Here is an 18,490-nt window from a genome sequence, read left to right as displayed (position 1 = left end):
TAGACTCATGATTTTATTGTTCTTGCTTGCTGAGCATAGCAAAAAGCAGCGGAATGTAGCGCAATTTTTGATGACTGTAATGCTCTGTTCCCTAGGTTGCAGATTTGCCATTTTCAGTTCAAATCCGACAGGGTTCCATCCCCCCCTGCAATTCTGATCGTTTATCTGGAAGCACGCATCCGGTCTGGAAATGCGGGAGCTTCTAAACGTGGTCCATCATAGGCCGGAATCGAACCGAAGCGTTCATGGCCTTCAATCCATTCTTGCCGCGCAATTTTAAGTTCCTCGGTGGTACGTCCGACCAAATTCCACCACAGTAAAATCGGGCTTTCAAATGGTTCACCACCAATAAGTAGCACACGGCTCCCGGCATGAATATCAGCATTAACCTGCTCTAATCCCAGTTCAAGGATCAGCATGTTATCTTCCGTCAGTTCATGCCCATTAATGCTGGCTGTTCCCTCAAGTACCATAAAACCATATTCAAATTTTGGATTCAGGGCTAAGCGCGCACTGGTACTTTCTGCTGCATACAGGTCTACCCCGAGCAGTTCACTATGCACTTTTACCGGTGAAACAGTTTTTAAATATTCACCGACTAAGACGGTAAATTCGATGCCCTGATCATTAACCACAGGCAATTCAGGATAATGCTCAAAAGCCGGTGCCATATTGATCTTGTCATCCGGTAAGGCAATCCATAACTGCGCCGCATGCATATGCGTTTCGCTTTCTGGAGAAACTTCCGTATGTGAAATACCATAGCCCGAGGTCATCAGATTGACCTGTTTGGGACGAATTAGCTGCTGAGTACCTAAACTGTCATTGTGCATCATGGTGCCTTGCAGCATCCAGGTAAAGGTCTGCAGACCAATATGGGGATGTGGCCCAACATCTAGGCCATCGCCTTGTGGAAAGCTGGCCGGACCGGCATGATCCAGAAAACACCAGGCACCAATCATGCGTTTATGTCGGCTGGGCAAGGCACGTTTGATTACGGTACCCTGTCCGATTTCGGCACGGCGTAAAGGGAATTCCTGAATAAACTGATTGACATATTTTTCACAATCATCCGAATTGGACAGTTCAATATCACTATTATTCGACATGGCTGAGCTCACCTCGACATTTTCATTCTAAATCTTAAATTATGTGAAACATTCTTCCCTTGGACTGCTGCAAGATGTCTCCCTATTCAGGACAATGTACAGGGTCTATTTGCAAAATCTATCTTTGGAAATATTTAGATACGTATAAAACCCTTAACATCGCTTGATCGATCTAACTCCTGTTCAAGCGATCAAACCTGAATTTCGCAGTGTAACAGCCTGAGTGGAAGTGGCTCAATGCTGATTAGGGTGCTCTCAAGCCTGCGCTAGAAGCCATTTCGACATTGCTGGCCCAATTACCCAATGTTTCACGTGAAACGAATGATTTTAATTTAAAAATTAAAGCAATTAAAAATTATTTTTATGGATTTCAATCACTTTCGCAGCTAAAAAATATAATTTTTGTTACGTTTTAAAGTCAAATTTAAGTCAGATACCCAATTTTAGGGAGGTTATTTTTCATCCAATCACGGCATAATAGGCACCTATAAAAATAATCCTGGACCAGGACATGTCTGCTCAGCATGAAAATATATATTCAACGGCGAATATATCTTTTCAAAACTCGATGACCGATAAATCACTGAAATTATCTGAATGTGATCTGCAAAACCGTCAGCTAATCGAACAGGCGCTGACAGACTCTCATGCCCGTATTCCTGCCCCGTTTCAGCAATATTTTCACGATTATGTCTATACGCATAGTCATACTAATTTACGTCAAATCAACTATCTGGCACAAATTGCCTTTTTGCTGTATTTCTTTGCCGATATTCTGATTATTCCAGACATGTTTTTTATTTCTGGTCTGATGCGCGTCATCTTGGTTCTAGGCGCTATGCTTTGCTGTTATTACTTGTTTAACACATATAAAAATATTCAGATTCTAGATAGAATCCTGCCGATCGCCACCACTGTGGCTGCAGCTGCATGGATTGGCTTGCTGGTGCTTTCAAGCAGCCCCCATGTTGCTACCTATATTTATGCCTCTGCGATCTTTATTCTCATCGCCAATCTGTGTATACAGACCCAATTTAAAGTTGCGGTCTATTGTTCCATCTTGATTGCCCTGTTTATCATGATTGGAGTGACCCAGTTAATGAGTGCATCTCAAGCCTTTATTTTTACTGTCGTGTTTAGTCCACTCTGGTTTTTTAGCATTTATATTAACTGGAATAACATTCTGAATGTACGGCGTTCCTTCCTGCGCTCTTTGCTGGACGAATGGAACTATCAAACCTTAAAAAATCTGGCACATACGGATGATTTGACCCAGTTATACAACCGCCGCCATTTTGTCGATATGGCTGAACGTTCTATTCATCAATGGCCCAAACATGCCAGCACCTGCCTGCTGATGTTTGATGTCGATCATTTTAAAAATATCAATGACAACTATGGGCATGACATCGGCGATCGCGTACTACAACTGATTGCTGAAGTCACCCGTAAAGAAATGCGCCATAGCGATGTACTTGCACGTTTTGGTGGTGAAGAGTTTATTGCTCTCTTGGAAGATACCCAGCTGCCAGACAGTCTGGTGATTGCAGAGCGAATTCGTTGTGCAATTCAGAAACAATTTGTTTATGCCAAACCGAACCAGCCCATTCGTTTTACCATTTCGATTGGTATAGCAGAACTGGAGTCGCCTACGCAAAAGCTGGAGGAGCTGATCAAGCAAGCCGATATCGCTTTATATCAGGCGAAAAAATCAGGCCGAAATCGGATTGAAGTTTATCATTCCAAAATGCTGGAAAAGCCCAAACCTGCTCCAGCCAATCCTTGGAATGCCTTTAAGCCCGTGACCCAGCAAGGTCATTCAAAGGCCAATCAAACCAAGCAGTTCTGGTCCGCCCTTTAAATAATGAAATCAGGAATATTAGTGAAAGCTTAAATTTTTATAAACTTTACATGGAAAAGTTGCATATTCTATCACGAAGAAAAAATCCTAATAAAAAAGAGCACCGAAGCGCTCTTTTTTATCGGGATATCTCCGATCAACCAGATATTTACTACGTGCATAGCGCTTGGCATCATTCAGGCAAGAAGCCGTGCTTCGTGAAATCCCTCACTGCCGCGAGCATAGCCTTTGCCGTAATTTAGGCAAAAGCCGTACTCCTTGAAATCCTGATTGGCGCAACCATAGCCTTTGCCGTAATTTAGGCAAGAAGCCGTGCTTCGTGAAATCCCTCACTGCCGCGAGCATAGCTCTTGGCGTAAAATCGGCTAAAAGCTATCGCTTTTAGAAATCCCGATTTTACTCCCATTCAATAGTTGCAGGTGGTTTAGACGATACGTCATACACAACACGAGAAACATCTTTAATTTCATTCATGATACGAGTCGAGATTTTATCGACTAGATCATAAGGAAGATGCGCGAAACGAGCAGTCATAAAGTCCACAGTTTCTACTGCACGCAGTGCAATTACCCATGCATAACGGCGACCATCACCGACAACACCGACAGATTTCACCGGCTGGAATACCGCAAATGCTTGAGCAGTCTTGTCATACCAACCGCTGGCACGAAGTTCCTGCATGAAAATGTCATCAGCAAGACGTAAAATGTCTGCATATTCTTTTTTCACTTCACCCAAGATACGCACACCTAGACCTGGGCCTGGGAATGGATGACGGTAAATCATGCTGTGTGGCAAGCCCAAAGTGGTACCCAATTTACGTACTTCATCTTTAAACAAGTCACGTAATGGTTCAACCAGTTCAAAAGCCAAGTCTGCTGGTAAACCACCCACGTTGTGGTGCGATTTAATCACATGTGCCTTGCCCTGTTTGCTTGCAGCAGATTCAATCACGTCTGGATAAATCGTACCTTGAGCCAGGAATTTTACCCCATCTAATTTACGTGCTTCTTCAGCAAAGACTGCAATAAACTCACGGCCAATAATTTTACGTTTTGCTTCAGGATCAACTTCGCCTGCAAGTGCAGTCAAGAAACGCTCTTCTGCAGCAGCACGGATAACACGAATCCCCATATTGTCAGCAAACATTTGCATCACTTGATCACCTTCGTTCAAACGAAGCAGACCATTGTCGACAAACACACATGTCAGCTGATCACCAATCGCTTTATGCAACAGCGCTGCAACGACAGATGAATCCACACCACCTGAAAGACCAAGTAATACTTTTTCATCACCGATCTGTTGGCGAAGCTGTTCTACACGTAGATCAATAATGTGTTCTGGCGTCCATAGACCGCGGCAACCACAAATTTGATGAACGAAGTTCGACAGTAATTCTGCCCCTTTAGAGGTATGTGTCACTTCAGGATGGAACTGAATACCATAGAAACCACGAGTTTCGTCAGACACCATCGCAATTGGACAGCTTGGAGTTTGTGCAGTGATCTGGAAGCCTTCTGGAATACGGGCAACCTTGTCACCATGACTCATCCAGACATGCAACTGGTTTTCACGGTCCTGTAAATTACCGATCAGCTTGTCACGTACCACGATATCAACTTCTGCATAACCGAACTCATGCACAGTACCTGGCTCGACTTTACCGCCAAGCTGTTCGCACATGGTTTGCAGGCCATAACAAATACCCAATACCGGTACACCGAGCTCGAATACCACTTGTGGCGCACGCGGGCTGCCTTCAAGGTGAACGCTCTCAGGTCCACCAGACAAGATGATACCGTTTGGATTAAATGCACGAATGTCTTCTTCAGACATATCATAGGCATACATTTCAGAATATACACCAGCTTCACGGACACGGCGTGCAATGAGCTGACTATATTGAGAACCGAAATCCAGAATCAGGATACGATCTTCAGTAATTTGAGTATTGGTAGTCATGACGAACAACTATGAAAGGCAAACGAAAGATAAGCGCCGTATTCTAGCATTTTTCTTGTGTTTAAGCACACTATTCCAATTGGTTTAAATATTAAACAGTTAAGAAATTTCAGAAAATAATGCCCTCATTTTTGACTGGTTCACAGGAGAGCAGAGTTTCGCTGCTTTTCTGTTCCAGCCAAATGAATGGTTTATTTCACGCGTTCAATCTGAATCACTTCAATATCGGTGGGTTTGTTGCGGTGCGTATCGACCTCGCCCCAGACTTCTACCCGATCGCCTGCTTTGAGTTTTAATCTTTTCCAGTGGTCGTCATCCACATCAATCATGATGCTGCCGGTTTTATCTCTTAATTCAAATTCGTCACTTTGTGCTGCACGCTGTTTGACGATCTGCCCCCTTAAGGTCACGCCGGTTTCATCTTTCATTTTATGTGCCTGAGCAATACTGACTACATTCTGTTTTGCTTCCTCCAGAATAGCCTGATCTGATTTAGCCCAAAGTGCCGGACTGGCAGCTGCCAGAACCAGTGTCGCCAGAATATATTTTTTCATGTGTTTTGACCTGCCATTTTTATGATGATTCTATGATCTAAACAGAAAGCCGAAATAGATGCCGCAGACGTTGTGTAACGCCATGATGAACTTGTGTTGTCTGCTCAAAAAGCCCCAATAAAAATATGCTCATACCCTGATACATCCATTTTAAAAGTGAAGGGATTCGCCCGACAGCAGAAAAATAAGCCGCAAAATAGTCGACTTTTATTACTGACTTTATAGGTGATCGCTGTTAGGATTTGAGCACACTTTTGCTTGTACTGGGCTCATGGAACTGATTGATTTTATCTTGCATGTTGATGATCACTTGCTTGAATTTATCACCAATTACGGGATCTGGATTTATGCCATTCTTTTCCTGATTATCTTTGTGGAAACAGGTTTGGTGGTGATGCCATTCCTGCCCGGCGACAGCTTGCTATTTGCAGCAGGTGCTTTGGCAGCGTCTACAGGTGTGATGGATCCCTGGGTACTGATTCCGCTTTTATTTGTTGCGGCAGTATTGGGCGATACCCTGAATTACCATATTGGCAAATATATCGGGCCGCGGGTTTTCGAGATTGAATCGCGCTTTATCAATAAAAAACATTTATTGGCAACTCAGCAATTCTTTGCCAGACATGGTGGTAAAACCATTATTTTTGCGCGTTTTGTGCCTTTTGCTCGTACCTTTGCACCTTTTGTCGCTGGTGCTGGCAGCATGAATTACAAATATTTCCTGAGCTATAATGTAGTAGGTGGATTTATCTGGATCAGCTCATTTGTCATTCTGGGCTATATGTTCGGTAATATGCCGATCGTCAAAGATAACTTCACCTATTTGATTTTCGGTATTATTATTTTAAGTGTCTTGCCAGGTGTGATCGGCTTTATTCAACAAAGACTCAAAAAAAGTAAAACAGCTTAAGATTTTTTATAGCCTGTGCATTTAATCCCAGAGCTTGATCAGTAATGGGATCAGACAAAGCAGTACAAACAGAGCCGAGCCTCTATAAATAAGGCCGGCTTTTATTTTTTCAGAGTGACTGCTCAAAATTGCCTGACCAAAGACCATCCAGAAAATCCCTACTGGAACGGTACTCAAGCAAAAGGCAGCAAACACCAGAACAAAGTTGGTCGGACTTTGCCAGGTTTCCATGGGTAAAATCCCGGAGGCCAACAATGCTGCTTTAGGATTGCTTAAGGTGACAGTAAACATTTGCCAGGGACGAATCTGCGGATGATTTTTGCTATAGCGTTCTAACTGCTGGGCCTTATATAAATGCAGCGTCATCCAGCCCACACAGATGGTACTCAGGACATACAACAAGCTTTTGAAATTTGGCCAGATCGGTAAAGCCAGATGAATTAACAAAGCCCAGACATTAATCGCATAAAAATAGCCCATCAGAATGGCAGGAATATAAAGGCTGGTTTTGGCCTGACCCTGCTGATACGCAGAGCTGGCGACCAAGGCATTCGCCGGCCCTGGAATCATCAGAACGGCGATTAGCCCCAATACAAATAACCAATTTTCAATCATCGTGATGAACTATTCCGGGCCTAGCTTATAGCTTAATCAATATTCTCATGCCAGAACAGCTCTATAAATCTAGGATGCTGAGACGATACGCGCCATTTCAAGTGATATTAAGCGGAATATCAGCTCGGCTATTTTGAAAAAATCATAAAAAATGCTGACCCAAGATCAGCATTTATGAAGAGATCAGGAATTCGTTATTTAGCAATATTCTGACGAACCACAATCGGACAATTTTTGTAACGGGCGGCCTGAACAATCGCTTCCTGTTCACCTAAAAGCCGTGCCAGTTCGGTTCGCTTGGTATTGGATGACTGTCCCATATTGACGGAAACACTCGGACCAATTCCCCAACCACCGCGACTGCCCCAGCCACCACCCAGACCGACGCCCACACCTACACCCGTGCGTTTTGGCGCTTCCACGCCATTGTCGATATATTGCTGAATACGGTTATATTCGCCTTGCAGCTGCTGACAACCCAAGGTCTGATACTGGGTCGGGGACACATAGGTGGGTTTCACCGTTGTTGCACAAGCACTCAGCAATGCAAGTGCTGCAATACTCAGGCTTAATTTCACAAGTTTCATAGTTAACTCGATCTTAGTTCTGCTCTATCTCATTGAACAACGATTGATAGGCCTGAGTCAATTTATGATCAGTAGCCAAATGAATCAGGGGCTGATTTTTATGATGAGATTCTTTCATTAAGATGGAGGGCGGTAACATACTATTGAGTACGGGCAATCCTTCATCTTTCAGTTGCTGCACCACTTCACGCGGTAATCTGGCCTGTGCCTGAAACTGATTCACCACAATACCTTCAATTTCCAGTCTTTCATTATGGTCATCTTGGGTTTCAATGACATTTTCAATCAGGGTCTGTAAGGCGCGTTTAGAAAACACATCACAGTCAAATGGAATCAGCACGCGGTCTGCAGCAATCAAAGCCGACAGTGTAAAGAAATTAAATGCCGGCGGGGTATCAATAAACACCCGATCATATTGCCCGGACAATTGTTGTAAAGCATCTCGCAGTTTGTAGATTTTATGCTTGGACTCCAGTGCATGTGCCAAGGCGCCCAGTGTCGGGCTGGCTGGAATCACATCCAGATACTTAAAGGGAGACTGATGCACATAACTTTCCAGACCTTTGCTACGGCTTTTCAAAATCGAGCCAATTGCATTGCCGAGCAAGCCTTTACTTTGCTGATTGCCCAGCACATTTTCAAAATAGTTTTCAATATTCGGTTCTAATGCCGGCTTGTCACTTGAATAGGTCGCATCGTCACCTAATACGTATTGACTGGAATTGGCTTGTGGATCCAGGTCAATGAGTAAAGTTTTTAAACCCTGATGTGCGCTGATCGCGGCCAGATTAACGGTAATACTGGACTTACCCACCCCACCTTTTTGATTAAATACCACACGTGTATGCATGTCCCCTCCTGTTATTTTTAACTACTTTTATCACACTTGTATTTTTTAATTATTCACATAGGCAGACTGCGCTTGAAGTCACAGCCTGCTTGCTTTTAGCCAAAATTCGGCTTGATCATCACCAAGATCAAAATAGAAACCAATGAAACTACCGCAATAAATAAGCCAGCCCGGCGTTGTGCCAGCAAGATTGAATCATCTTTTTTATAGGCTTTAGCTAAAGAGGATACCAGCACAAAAAATAAAATAACCTTGGCATAAAACCAGGGTTGCACATCAAAATCCTTGATCACCAATGACACAATACCTGTAAACGCGATCACCGTAATGGCCAGATGCTGTAAAGCCACCAGCGCAATTCGTGCCTTTGGATTCGGTAGGTTGCCTTGTGTACCAATAAACAAAGTCAAGGCACGGGCAAGAATGGCGACAATCGCCAATCCTGCTGCTGACATATGAATAATTTTGACTAAAAGTTGAGTTTCCATCATTTCCTCTTAGTTTTTTGGTGCATGTGCACAAGCTGGACTGGTCGTGTCCTGCCCTGCCCATTCTTCAGGCAAAAATGCATGGATTGCCAGCGCATGAATCTTGTCTTTGGCCAGTAAATCACCAGCAGCAGCATAGACTTTCTGATGACGCTGGACTGGACGTAAACCGGCAAAGGCCTGACTGACAATCACAGTTTTAAAATGAGACTCTTTTCCAGGGAAATAACCGCCATGACCCGAAGATTCATTCACCACGTCTAAATGGGTCGGAGATAATTGTGCTAAACGATCTTTCAGTTGTTGTTCTAAGCTCATGGCCTGACTCCAATCTTTGAAAATATAAAGTCAGTATACCTTGTTCTGCTGAGTATTTTGGTAATCTGTTACAGCGCAATCTGTTGATTGTGGCGAAGTTTCATGAATTCCCACATGAATATTGGTGATTTATTGTCTGGTCTAAAATATTTTGCTTTTATTTTATGCAATTGATACAAGATTTTTAACAAAGGTGTTGACCACATTTTTTCATGCTGTATTATACACGGCATGCGGGAATAGCTCAGTTGGTAGAGCATAACCTTGCCAAGGTTGGGGTCGGGAGTTCGAGTCTCCTTTCCCGCTCAAAATTTTTTCATTTAGTTTTTTCATTTAAAAAACTTTATAGACTCCGCGGGAATAGCTCAGTTGGTAGAGCATAACCTTGCCAAGGTTGGGGTCGGGAGTTCGAGTCTCCTTTCCCGCTCCAGATTCAAAAAGCCCTCATCGAAAGATGGGGGCTTTTTTATTGTTGATTTTATTATATTTTTAAAAATCCCCCTTCCTTTGTTATTCAATTCAATAAAAAATATTCTTAATGTAATTTATATTTTGTGACCAAGATGTGACCATGGCGTGCCCACGACCTTATCCGTTGTTCTGAACTGTAATTACGCTCCACTGGTCAAGAATGTGACGGATTATACCGAAGAAGAATATCAGTCCATTCGGACAGAGTTACTCCGTAATACGCATGGTCAAAATCATTGGTTTATGATTGCCCATTTACTGGGTCACATTGACCCTACAGAAACCTTTAAAAGCTATATTCATCTGAGCTACCTGATCGCTGGGCATAAAATACTGCAATATCATCCAGACATAGATACTCAATTAGTAAAGAAGATGATGGGCTACCTACCTTCTTTCAAATTTTTAAACACAGTAAAAGATACTGCTCCATTCAATTTTGAAAAGCATGCTATTCATTTAAGTCAGGAGTTACTCAACGACCAAACTGACTGGTTAAAAAGTAACATAGAAGACATTCTGGATGAGGTTTCATTTAACTCACAGCCTCATGATTTTTCTAAATATTTCGCAGGAACAAAGGAATCCAAAATCTCATTTGCATGGTTTTTTAAGTGCCTAAATTTACTGGAAATTCATCATGATCCAGATCAGGTCTCACAGGAAATGAGCTTACCTATAGAACTGGTTGAGTACTGGTATAAAAATGCCAAACAACTGGGCCAACTCAAGTCTCAAAAAAACAACCCAAGATTATTTGATCTCAACAACACGAATCATCTTGATAAACCTTTAAAACCCGCCATGATTGATACCATTGAAGAGTGCACAGCAAGGAACTATTTCTTTGAAAATATTCAAAATATCTTTGAAAAAAAGCCAGATCAAATAAAAGTGGTGCTTGAGACATTTTTAAGTCGTGTTACGGTTTCGCATACTGGCATTCATTATCGATGGAATAAAATCGATCAATTGGAATCATTTTATTCCAAGGTAAAAGACCTGTTTCCCCATCAATTTTGGCATTTGCTTGGACAAGACTTGGTACAATTGCTAGATAAAAAGAAACAGCCTTTATTACTGAAGCTGGCTAAATCGAGCACAACAGAGCATCCTAAGACTCAAGAAGATTATGTTCGTCTCCAGCTTTACTCAACAAAAGATGCCAAAGCACTGGCCGCATTTAAATTCTGTTTACATTTAGCCTGTATCGGTAGACCACGATCTCTTGAACTTAAAGCTGAAGGTCTAAAAATAACTACATGCTGTTAAATAATTTAACCGTTGCTTCTTTATGTAAAGCCAAATTTAATATATTTAGTAAAAATTGAGTATCTGATCAACGATAATTAAATAGTATAAACTCTATGAATTAGCAGCGTCTGGAACAGGGATCGATCATGCATACAACATCAGAAAAAACTGCAAAACAGAAAATGATATTAGCTAAGGCAGTCTTAGCTGCTGCTGAACGACTTGGTCTTGCACAGGATCAACTAGCCTTAATACTCAGTATAGATTCGGTGAAAGCTTTAACTTCTCTTGAATTAGATCCCACTTCAAAACAGGGAGAAATCGCCCTCACTTTAATCCGTATTACCACATCATTAGATGCTCTGACAGGTGGGGATACAGCCTGGATGCAGCATTTTATGAAATCACCCAATAAATTGATGAATGGCATTCCAATAGAACAGATTCAGAACCCTCAGGGATTGGCCTCTGTTTTACAATTGGTGGAAGGTCTTCGGGCTAAACTTTAAGATAAGCAAATTATTAGGCTATACACAGAAAAGTCTTTCAGAAAAGACTAAAGTGAATAAAACAACAATTTCAGAGATAGAGAATGGTCATTTTACAGGTTCATTTGACATATTTGAACGTGTGCTTGATGGCATGGGTTTACAATTCGAAGTGAATAAAAAAAGTTTAACTTGCCCCAATGGGATGAAATTGAAGAAATATTTGCGGAATATGATGAATAAATTAGATTAGATCTATGTTCACATTTGATATCTACACCTAATAATGTAGGCATAGTTCCAATGGTCAGCGCTCTCCATTAGATTATGAAAAGACCCATCAAAAGATTAATACCAGTCAGTTAAGGAAATTTGGATGAAAAAAAATCTAAATTTCCTTATATTTGAATTTAAATTGATCTAAATTTATGTCTTAATTGAGCATAATTTTAGTTTTTCAATTCTTAACTGACCGGCATTGTGGTAGGTATCGGGCTTTCATAATTCAATTTAGGAAGCGAGCAAATTGCGCAAGACATAGTGCAAGATACCACCGGCCTTAAAGTATTCCACCTCATTCAAGGTATCAATACGACACAACACTTGAAAATGGCTACACGTACCATCGGTATGTTGCACATCTACTTTCAGCATTTGATGCGGATGAATATCATCAGACAAGCCTAAAATTGACAGTGTTTCATGGCCCGTTAGGTTCAAGATCTGCCGGTTTTGACCCTCTACAAACTGTAAAGGTAACACCCCCATGCCAACCAGATTGGAACGGTGAATCCGCTCAAAACTTTCAGCAATCACCGCTTTCACCCCCAACAGGTTGGTGCCTTTGGCCGCCCAGTCACGTGAAGAACCGGTACCATATTCTTTCCCAGCAATCATTACGAGTGGGGTTTGTTCTGCCTGATAGCGCATTGCCGCATCATAAATCGAGAGTTTTTCTGCACTTGGAATATGCAGGGTATTGCCACCCTCCTCGCCACCCAGCATTTCGTTTTTGATGCGGATATTGGCAAAGGTACCTCGCATCATCACTTCATGGTTGCCACGGCGGGAACCATAAGAGTTAAAGTCTTTTACCTCAACCCCCTGTTGCTGCAAATATCGGCCGGCCGGACTATCTTTTTTGATATTACCCGCCGGGGAAATATGGTCCGTCGTGACTGAATCGCCTAATATAGCTAAAATCCGTGCCTGTTTGATCGGCTGAATTGGTCGCACCGGCTGATCAATTTTTGCAAAAAAGGGAGGATGCCGGATATAGGTTGATTGTTCATCCCAAGCATAGGTTTGACTTTGTGGAATCTGGATCGCTTTCCACTTGGCATCGCCTTCAAACACTTCCGCATATTCTTTCTGGAACATCTCGGTATTCACGTTCTGTAGTGCGGCATCAATTTCCATCTGTGTCGGCCAGATATCTTTTAAATAAACTGCTTGGCCATCAAAACCTTCACCTATCGGCTCAGCAGTGAGATCAGTTCGAATATTCCCGACCAGACCATAGGCAACTACTAAGGGTGGCGAGGCGAGCCAGTTGGTTTTCACCAAAGGATGCACCCGTCCTTCAAAGTTACGGTTTCCGGAAAGCACTGAAGCTACATTCAAATCAAAACATTGCACAGCTTCTTCAATCACTTCAGGTAAAGGTCCCGAATTACCAATACAGGTAGTGCAACCATAACCCACCAGGTTATAACCCAGTTGATTCAAATAAGGCGTCAACCCTGCTGCATCAAGATAATCGCTGACCACTTTGGAACCTGGAGCCAGTGAACTTTTCACCCAAGGTTTCCGCTGCAAACCTTTTTCGATTGCTTTTTTGGCCAATAGGCCTGCTGCCAACATGACACTGGGATTCGAGGTATTGGTACAGGAGGTAATGGCTGAAATCACTACATCACCATGCTGCAACGGATATTTTTCACCATCAATCATACAAAAAGCATTTTCATGTGGCAGGTTGGCCTGTTTCGCTTCAACAGCCGTACCTCCCCCTCCTTCATTTTCCAGACGCTCTTTTTCTTCTTTGACCGGTTTCAAGGCCAGATCCATGAAGGCATGAAAGATTTTTGGCACTTGCGACAATAGCACACGATCCTGCGGGCGTTTCGGACCCGCCAGACTGGCTTCTACTGTCGACATATCTAAAGCCAGAGTGTCGGTAAAGACGGGTTCATCCCCCGGATTACGCCATAATCCTTGCAACTTGCTATAGGCCTCTACCAAGGCAATTCTTTCCGGCTGACGTCCGGTTAAACGTAAATAGGAAAGCGTTACCTCATCAACCGGGAAAAAGCCACAGGTAGCGCCATATTCGGGTGCCATATTGGCAATAGTGGCACGGTCAGCCAAGGGTAAATCGGCCAGACCATCGCCATAAAATTCGACAAATTTTCCAACTACGCCTTTTTGGCGAAGCATCTGGGTAATGGTCAGCACCAGATCAGTTGCTGTAATACCTTCTTTGAGTTTACCTATGAGCTTAAAGCCGATCACTTCTGGAATCAGCATGGAGATCGGTTGGCCCAGCATGGCCGCTTCCGCTTCGATGCCGCCTACTCCCCAACCTAACACGCCTAAGCCATTGATCATGGTGGTATGTGAATCGGTACCGACTAAGGTATCAGGAAAGGCAAAGCGCTGCCCATCGACCTCATTGCTCCAAACTACTTGTGCCAGATGTTCCAGATTAACCTGATGGCAAATCCCGGTTCCTGGCGGCACCACGCGAAACTGATTGAGCGCAGCCTGCCCCCAACGTAGAAATTGGTAGCGCTCGCCATTGCGTTGCATCTCAATTGCGACATTCTGCTCAAAAGCTTGCGGACTGGCAAAGTAATCGACCATCACCGAGTGATCGATGACCAAATCCACCGGTGACAACGGATTAATTTTTTCCGGGTCACCACCAGCTTTGGCCACCGCTGCACGCATCGCGGCAAGATCAACCACTGCGGGAACACCGGTAAAATCCTGCATCAGGACCCGTGCCGGACGATACTGGATTTCCTGTTCTGAGGTTTGGTTGTTTAACCACCCTGCCAGCGCATGAATATGCTCGGTTTTCACCGTGAGCTGATCTTCAAAACGTAGTAAATTTTCCAGCAAGACTTTTAAAGATTTTGGCAGCCGGGACAGGTCGCCCAATTGCGCTTGCAATTTGGACAGGTTGAAAATCTGATAGTGTTCTGAACCGACGGTCAATGTTTCTAAGGTATTAAAACTATTGATATCACTATACTTGGCCATCTAGTTTACCTCCGGCTTGAGATGTTATTTTTATGATCACAGTCCACCACTTCTTTACTTACTGTATGCCAACTGCGCGGCGGGTTTGTTATTATTTATTATCGGATTGTGCTAGGCAGTTAAATGCAGGGCTGCCAGGAATTTTTGCCAGAGAGTTGTCGACAGTTCAGATCCGGCATCGACAATCTTTCTGCCAATTCCGTAAGGAGATAAGTTAAATTGAACCGCGTATTTTCAGAGTGATTTCAGATCACTACGTAGCTAGGGCTGTTTTACAGATCGAAATGATAAATTGCTTTAAAAAAGAAACTAATATATTTCTTATAGAACCTAAAAGAAATAAATGTGTCTACAATAAATGAATCTTTACTTCAGCAAATCAAAAAAAGACGAACCCTATTGGGCTTAAAGCAAGTTAATATGCAATCCCGTACAGGCATTTCAAGACAGCAGTACCAAAAACTGGAAAGTCAGGGCAATCCACGATTAGAGACCTTAGAAATTATCGCGGCAGGATTAAATGCTCAACTGATGCTCATTCCAGATGATAAAGTTCATTTAATCAGACAATTATTGAATGATGAAATTAAAATCACGATCGAAGATCAGGATGACTTAATGACCAACCCATGGAAGGGTCTTCTCGGAGATGAGGAATCATGAATCCTCTTAACGAGGTATTTTACCGGGTACTGACCATTATTAAAAAATTTATGCTTCATCCATAATCCATTCTTTAAAAAGAGCATCCTCGATTTCATAAGTACCATTTTCTGGTTTAAAAATAATTTGTTTTTTTGATAAAGAACGTAGGGCAGATTGAATACTTGATACTGCAATGCTGTCTACACCGATGGAGTCAGCAAGATGCTGTCTAAATTGAATACTATAAAGTTCAACTTGTGATTCAGCTATGGCTTTTAAGAGCAACTGTTCTAATAACTTAAACTCTCCCCATAATCCTGAAAAGTCACGGTGCCCCATTGTATCGGCTATAAGCTGTTCCTTTGCAAAATCTATAGCCAGCATTGGGTTTAATGCTAAACGCTCAACCAATGACCTCACCAGTTGAGGACTTTGCTTCATATCTAAAAAAGCACACCATAAAATTTCTTTATCCAAACTACGTCCTGTTGTTTGATTAAATACATCTGCCAGATGATCTGTAAATGCTTTTGTTAGATTTGGAAAAGGTAAATTCTGCCCATAATGAAAAAATGGAGCACTACTCACAGAAAACATTTGTCTCAAGCCCTCTCGACTTGAACCAGTAAAAATTACCTTTATCGTTTCTTTATGCATATCTAAAGCAGTACGCAAACTGGCAATAGTTGTTTTATATTTTGAACTAGCTAAAGCCTGAATCTCATCAAGTAGCAATAAAATAGGTTTACCCTGCTGAGCCAGTTTTGTAATACTAGATAAAATACTGGAATTCACTTGCCCTTGTGCAAGAGTCACTTCGGCTTTTACACCTGCCACCTCTGTACTTAAAGAGCCAATATTTTTAATCCAATGATTGTCTTTACCAATCAAGCCATTTTGCTGTGAAAACTCATCAAGAGCTTTTACAAACTGTCCTTCACTATGCAGGCCTGCATCTAAAAAACTGAAATAAAAAACGCGCCATCCAAGCTGTTCTGCTAAGGGCGTAATATCTTTTCGTAAAAATTCAGTTTTTCCCATCCGGCGTGGGGCAAAAAAAGTCAGAGAACTAGCTAGGTGTTTAGTCCAGTCTCAAACATGCCTAAAATTTGTTTAGCTAGGGCGTGTCCTCATTTGGCTTTGCACCAAATAAATATACAGGCTATACAGATCATAGATTTATAATTGCGTGCGAGTTTATCAAATCGAGTTGCAATAGCACGGAAATGTTTTAATCTTGCAAACATATTCTCAACTAAATGTCTTAATTTATATAGATATTTATCAAATTCCTGATTCGATCTTTTACTGTTTGATCTCAACGGAATAATGGGAATCATATTCTTGTTCTGGGCACAGATTCTAATGTGCTCAGCATCATACCCCTTGTCAGCAATCAGATAAGTTGCCTCACCGACACAATCAATCAGTTGTTTTGCAACTTGACTGTCGTGGACGTCACCCCCAGTGATTTTAAAATCAATCGGTAATCCATTCGCGTCGGTTGCAAGATGTATTTTTGTTGTTCGTCCACCGCGTGATTGTCCAATTGCTCTTTCGAAACCATGCCGAGCTCCACTTGCATGTTGATGCACGCGTATGTAGCTTCCATCAATGAATACCCATTCTTGATCCAGAATGCCTCGTAACTTAAAAAAAATTTATCCCATAATCCCTTACTTGCCCAGCGATTAAAGCGATTGTAAGCAGTTTGCCAAGGACAAAACTCTTGAGGAATATCACGCCAGGTCGCACCGGTACGTAGTTTCCACAAGATGGCTTCCATGATATTTCTACTGTTTTTTGAACAGTAACACCCATGTAATCGCATAGTATCTTGAATTTGCTGCCAAATATCATCAGTGAGAAGAGTACGTGCCATTGAGAAATCTAGAAATGAAGAGAGCTTAAAGGAGGATTTTAAATATTTAAAACCAATTCTTCAAATGAGGACACGCCCTAGTTCTGTACGTGGAAAATGCCAAGGGTCATTGAAGATGCTACTCATTTTAATTACTCAGCAATGATTCTTTATTGCTATAGATTGTATTAGATTCCATTAGATTGTAAATGTCTAATTAGACTTCTTTAATCTAATAGGATCTAATCATCCAATAAAGCACCTTTGCATCGATCAACCGACACATTTTATAACTCCATTATTTTGTGGCTTAATAGCCATATCTGAACATAAGACCCAATATTATGGATTTAAGATTCAGAAAAACCTGAAGAAGTTGTTGCGTTTTATGTGAGAGGCTTCGTAAAGAACGACTTTATCTCGAAATAAATCCCCGCTCAAAAAACTTAATGCTTACTATAATTGATGGGGTGAATATTGGCTTTGGGGTACACTGGTCTCCTCAACAGCAATCACAGGTCGACCATTAATTGCCTTTGAATACAGTGCTGAAGCGATCCGTAAAGGTTTAGAACGCTCCTCGTACCTACTCCCATTAAAAGGTGACCCATTAAGAAAAAACTTTCCTACACAGCACATGGGATTACCAAGTCATATATATGATGCCTCACCCAATTGCTGGGCATGCTCCAGAATTTTGGTGGCTATTCAGTCCATCATTACCTACATTCAAACGCTCTAGTTTTCCAATTAGCTCAGGTTATAATAATGGCCACCCAAAATACGATTGATCTATTATGAACACCCCCAATGACCCTTTACACGGCAAAAAACTTGCTGACATTTTGGATGAATTATTGGATTACTACGGTGGCTTTGAAGGTTTAAGTCGTAAAATTGAAATTAGATGTTTTTGCATAGACCCAAGTGTTAAATCATCATTACGATTCTTGCGTACCACACCATGGGCACGTGAAAAAGTAGAAAGCTTATATTTGTACGTCTTACGCCAAAAGGCAAAACAGAAACCGTAGACCCAGGCTCCTCTCTTATCATCAAATTATACCAGTCAGTAAAATATTTTACATTAAATCATATATTTAAAATTAATATTATTTAATAAAATAAATCTCAGCGACTTTATCGAGATTGGAATCAGAGAGCTCGAGTCTCCTTTCCCGCTCCAGATTCAAAAAAGCCCTGATCGAAAGATCGGGGCTTTTTTTAGGCATTGCCTATTTTAACCA

Annotated in this window: 15 protein-coding genes, 2 tRNA genes and 4 pseudogenes; 10 read left to right on the top strand and 11 right to left on the bottom strand. The window is 41.9% G+C overall.

What is annotated here, in order from left to right:
• Positions 1-161: 161 nt before the first annotated feature.
• Positions 162-1,109: a pirin family protein gene (locus FTV29_RS10195; RefSeq protein ID WP_180075479.1), complete on the bottom strand. Its 948-nt coding sequence runs from the start codon at positions 1,107-1,109 to the stop codon at positions 162-164.
• Between the two features lie 511 nt (positions 1,110-1,620).
• Between FTV29_RS10195 and FTV29_RS10190 the strand changes: the two genes are divergently transcribed.
• Positions 1,621-2,970 (top strand): GGDEF domain-containing protein, encoded by a 1,350-nt coding sequence (locus FTV29_RS10190; protein WP_180075478.1) that lies wholly within the window; start codon positions 1,621-1,623, stop codon positions 2,968-2,970.
• Positions 2,971-3,366: 396 nt separating this feature from the next.
• Here FTV29_RS10190 and guaA read toward each other — a convergent pair whose 3' ends face one another.
• Both guaA and FTV29_RS10180 read right to left on the bottom strand, forming a co-directional pair.
• A complete protein-coding gene (gene guaA, locus FTV29_RS10185; protein WP_005094597.1) occupies positions 3,367-4,935 on the bottom strand; it encodes a glutamine-hydrolyzing GMP synthase in 1,569 nt (522 codons plus the stop codon).
• 191 nt (positions 4,936-5,126) lie between these two features.
• Entirely contained in the window at positions 5,127-5,489 is a 363-nt protein-coding gene (locus FTV29_RS10180) for a NirD/YgiW/YdeI family stress tolerance protein (RefSeq protein ID WP_005173783.1), read from the bottom strand.
• 271 nt (positions 5,490-5,760) lie between these two features.
• On the opposite strand from FTV29_RS10180, the gene FTV29_RS10175 reads away from it, so the two are divergent.
• Positions 5,761-6,399, top strand: coding sequence for a DedA family protein (locus FTV29_RS10175; protein WP_074383709.1), 639 nt, complete (start codon positions 5,761-5,763; stop codon positions 6,397-6,399).
• Positions 6,400-6,420: 21 nt separating this feature from the next.
• Here FTV29_RS10175 and FTV29_RS10170 read toward each other — a convergent pair whose 3' ends face one another.
• The 5 genes from FTV29_RS10170 to FTV29_RS10150 form a co-directional block, all read right to left on the bottom strand.
• Entirely contained in the window at positions 6,421-7,014 is a 594-nt protein-coding gene (locus tag FTV29_RS10170) for a threonine transporter RhtB (RefSeq protein ID WP_159138893.1), read from the bottom strand.
• 194 nt (positions 7,015-7,208) lie between these two features.
• On the bottom strand, positions 7,209-7,601 hold the full coding sequence (locus tag FTV29_RS10165; protein WP_005094604.1) for a hypothetical protein: 393 nt from the start codon (positions 7,599-7,601) through the stop codon (positions 7,209-7,211).
• Positions 7,602-7,614: 13 nt separating this feature from the next.
• Positions 7,615-8,451, bottom strand: a complete 837-nt coding sequence (locus tag FTV29_RS10160; RefSeq protein WP_005094607.1) for a ParA family protein — start codon at positions 8,449-8,451, stop codon at positions 7,615-7,617.
• A 95-nt stretch (positions 8,452-8,546) separates the two neighbouring features.
• Entirely contained in the window at positions 8,547-8,939 is a 393-nt protein-coding gene (locus FTV29_RS10155) for a SirB2 family protein (RefSeq protein WP_005094609.1), read from the bottom strand.
• Between the two features lie 9 nt (positions 8,940-8,948).
• Positions 8,949-9,257 (bottom strand): BolA family transcriptional regulator, encoded by a 309-nt coding sequence (locus FTV29_RS10150; RefSeq protein WP_005094610.1) that lies wholly within the window; start codon positions 9,255-9,257, stop codon positions 8,949-8,951.
• A 233-nt stretch (positions 9,258-9,490) separates the two neighbouring features.
• Between FTV29_RS10150 and FTV29_RS10145 the strand changes: the two genes are divergently transcribed.
• The 5 genes and pseudogenes from FTV29_RS10145 to FTV29_RS10125 all read left to right on the top strand — a co-directional run bounded on the left by FTV29_RS10145 (position 9,491) and on the right by FTV29_RS10125 (position 11,713).
• Positions 9,491-9,563, top strand: a tRNA-Gly gene (locus FTV29_RS10145).
• A gap of 48 nt (positions 9,564-9,611) precedes the next feature.
• Positions 9,612-9,687: transfer RNA gene (locus FTV29_RS10140), tRNA-Gly, on the top strand.
• A 155-nt stretch (positions 9,688-9,842) separates the two neighbouring features.
• A pseudogene (locus FTV29_RS10135) lies at positions 9,843-11,000 on the top strand (site-specific integrase); the annotation flags it as partial.
• A gap of 128 nt (positions 11,001-11,128) precedes the next feature.
• Entirely contained in the window at positions 11,129-11,491 is a 363-nt protein-coding gene (locus tag FTV29_RS10130) for an MbcA/ParS/Xre antitoxin family protein (protein WP_159138894.1), read from the top strand.
• Positions 11,451-11,713, top strand: a pseudogene (locus FTV29_RS10125) (helix-turn-helix domain-containing protein). The gene FTV29_RS10130 and the pseudogene FTV29_RS10125 overlap by 41 nt, the downstream one beginning before the upstream one ends.
• Positions 11,714-11,980: 267 nt before the next feature.
• Here FTV29_RS10125 and acnA read toward each other — a convergent pair.
• Positions 11,981-14,737 carry an aconitate hydratase AcnA gene (gene acnA, locus FTV29_RS10120; RefSeq protein ID WP_180075477.1) on the bottom strand — a complete coding sequence of 919 codons (2,757 nt, stop codon included), beginning with the start codon at positions 14,735-14,737 and terminating at the stop codon, positions 11,981-11,983.
• Between the two features lie 354 nt (positions 14,738-15,091).
• Here acnA and FTV29_RS10115 point away from each other — a divergent pair, with 354 nt between their 5' ends.
• On the top strand, positions 15,092-15,400 hold the full coding sequence (locus tag FTV29_RS10115; RefSeq protein WP_005173768.1) for a helix-turn-helix transcriptional regulator: 309 nt from the start codon (positions 15,092-15,094) through the stop codon (positions 15,398-15,400).
• 48 nt (positions 15,401-15,448) lie between these two features.
• Here FTV29_RS10115 and FTV29_RS10110 read toward each other — a convergent pair.
• Positions 15,449-16,482, bottom strand: a pseudogene (locus FTV29_RS10110) (hypothetical protein).
• A 30-nt stretch (positions 16,483-16,512) separates the two neighbouring features.
• Positions 16,513-17,264, bottom strand: a protein-coding gene (locus FTV29_RS10105; RefSeq protein ID WP_373683608.1) for an IS5 family transposase whose coding sequence is annotated in 2 segments (ribosomal slippage) — positions 16,513-17,033 and positions 17,033-17,264 — 753 coding nt in all. Because the reading frame shifts where the segments join, the coding sequence is not laid out codon by codon here.
• A 472-nt stretch (positions 17,265-17,736) separates the two neighbouring features.
• On the opposite strand from FTV29_RS10105, the pseudogene FTV29_RS10100 reads away from it, so the two are divergent.
• Positions 17,737-17,925: pseudogene (locus tag FTV29_RS10100) on the top strand (type II toxin-antitoxin system HipA family toxin); the annotation flags it as partial.
• Between the two features lie 115 nt (positions 17,926-18,040).
• Positions 18,041-18,277, top strand: a complete 237-nt coding sequence (locus FTV29_RS10095; protein WP_005173763.1) for a VF530 family DNA-binding protein — start codon at positions 18,041-18,043, stop codon at positions 18,275-18,277.
• Positions 18,278-18,490: the final 213 nt, after the last annotated feature.

Source organism: Acinetobacter sp. YH12254 (assembly GCF_013417415.1).
Taxonomy (GTDB): Bacteria; Pseudomonadota; Gammaproteobacteria; order Pseudomonadales; family Moraxellaceae; genus Acinetobacter; species Acinetobacter pseudolwoffii.
Note: the sequence above shows the minus strand (reverse complement) of the source record. Positions and strands in the feature narration are given on the sequence as shown.

What these genes read in the sequence shown, in the direction of transcription:
- FTV29_RS10195 (WP_180075479.1), bottom strand. Translation starts at nt 1,109, where the DNA reads ATGTCGAATAATAGTGATATTGAACTGTCCAATTCGGATGATTGTGAA.
- FTV29_RS10190 (WP_180075478.1), top strand. Translation starts at nt 1,621, where the DNA reads ATGTCTGCTCAGCATGAAAATATATATTCAACGGCGAATATATCTTTT.
- guaA (WP_005094597.1), bottom strand. Translation starts at nt 4,935, where the DNA reads ATGACTACCAATACTCAAATTACTGAAGATCGTATCCTGATTCTGGAT.
- FTV29_RS10180 (WP_005173783.1), bottom strand. Translation starts at nt 5,489, where the DNA reads ATGAAAAAATATATTCTGGCGACACTGGTTCTGGCAGCTGCCAGTCCG.
- FTV29_RS10175 (WP_074383709.1), top strand. Translation starts at nt 5,761, where the DNA reads ATGGAACTGATTGATTTTATCTTGCATGTTGATGATCACTTGCTTGAA.
- FTV29_RS10170 (WP_159138893.1), bottom strand. Translation starts at nt 7,014, where the DNA reads ATGATTGAAAATTGGTTATTTGTATTGGGGCTAATCGCCGTTCTGATG.
- FTV29_RS10165 (WP_005094604.1), bottom strand. Translation starts at nt 7,601, where the DNA reads ATGAAACTTGTGAAATTAAGCCTGAGTATTGCAGCACTTGCATTGCTG.
- FTV29_RS10160 (WP_005094607.1), bottom strand. Translation starts at nt 8,451, where the DNA reads ATGCATACACGTGTGGTATTTAATCAAAAAGGTGGGGTGGGTAAGTCC.
- FTV29_RS10155 (WP_005094609.1), bottom strand. Translation starts at nt 8,939, where the DNA reads ATGGAAACTCAACTTTTAGTCAAAATTATTCATATGTCAGCAGCAGGA.
- FTV29_RS10150 (WP_005094610.1), bottom strand. Translation starts at nt 9,257, where the DNA reads ATGAGCTTAGAACAACAACTGAAAGATCGTTTAGCACAATTATCTCCG.
- FTV29_RS10130 (WP_159138894.1), top strand. Translation starts at nt 11,129, where the DNA reads ATGCATACAACATCAGAAAAAACTGCAAAACAGAAAATGATATTAGCT.
- acnA (WP_180075477.1), bottom strand. Translation starts at nt 14,737, where the DNA reads ATGGCCAAGTATAGTGATATCAATAGTTTTAATACCTTAGAAACATTG.
- FTV29_RS10095 (WP_005173763.1), top strand. Translation starts at nt 18,041, where the DNA reads ATGAACACCCCCAATGACCCTTTACACGGCAAAAAACTTGCTGACATT.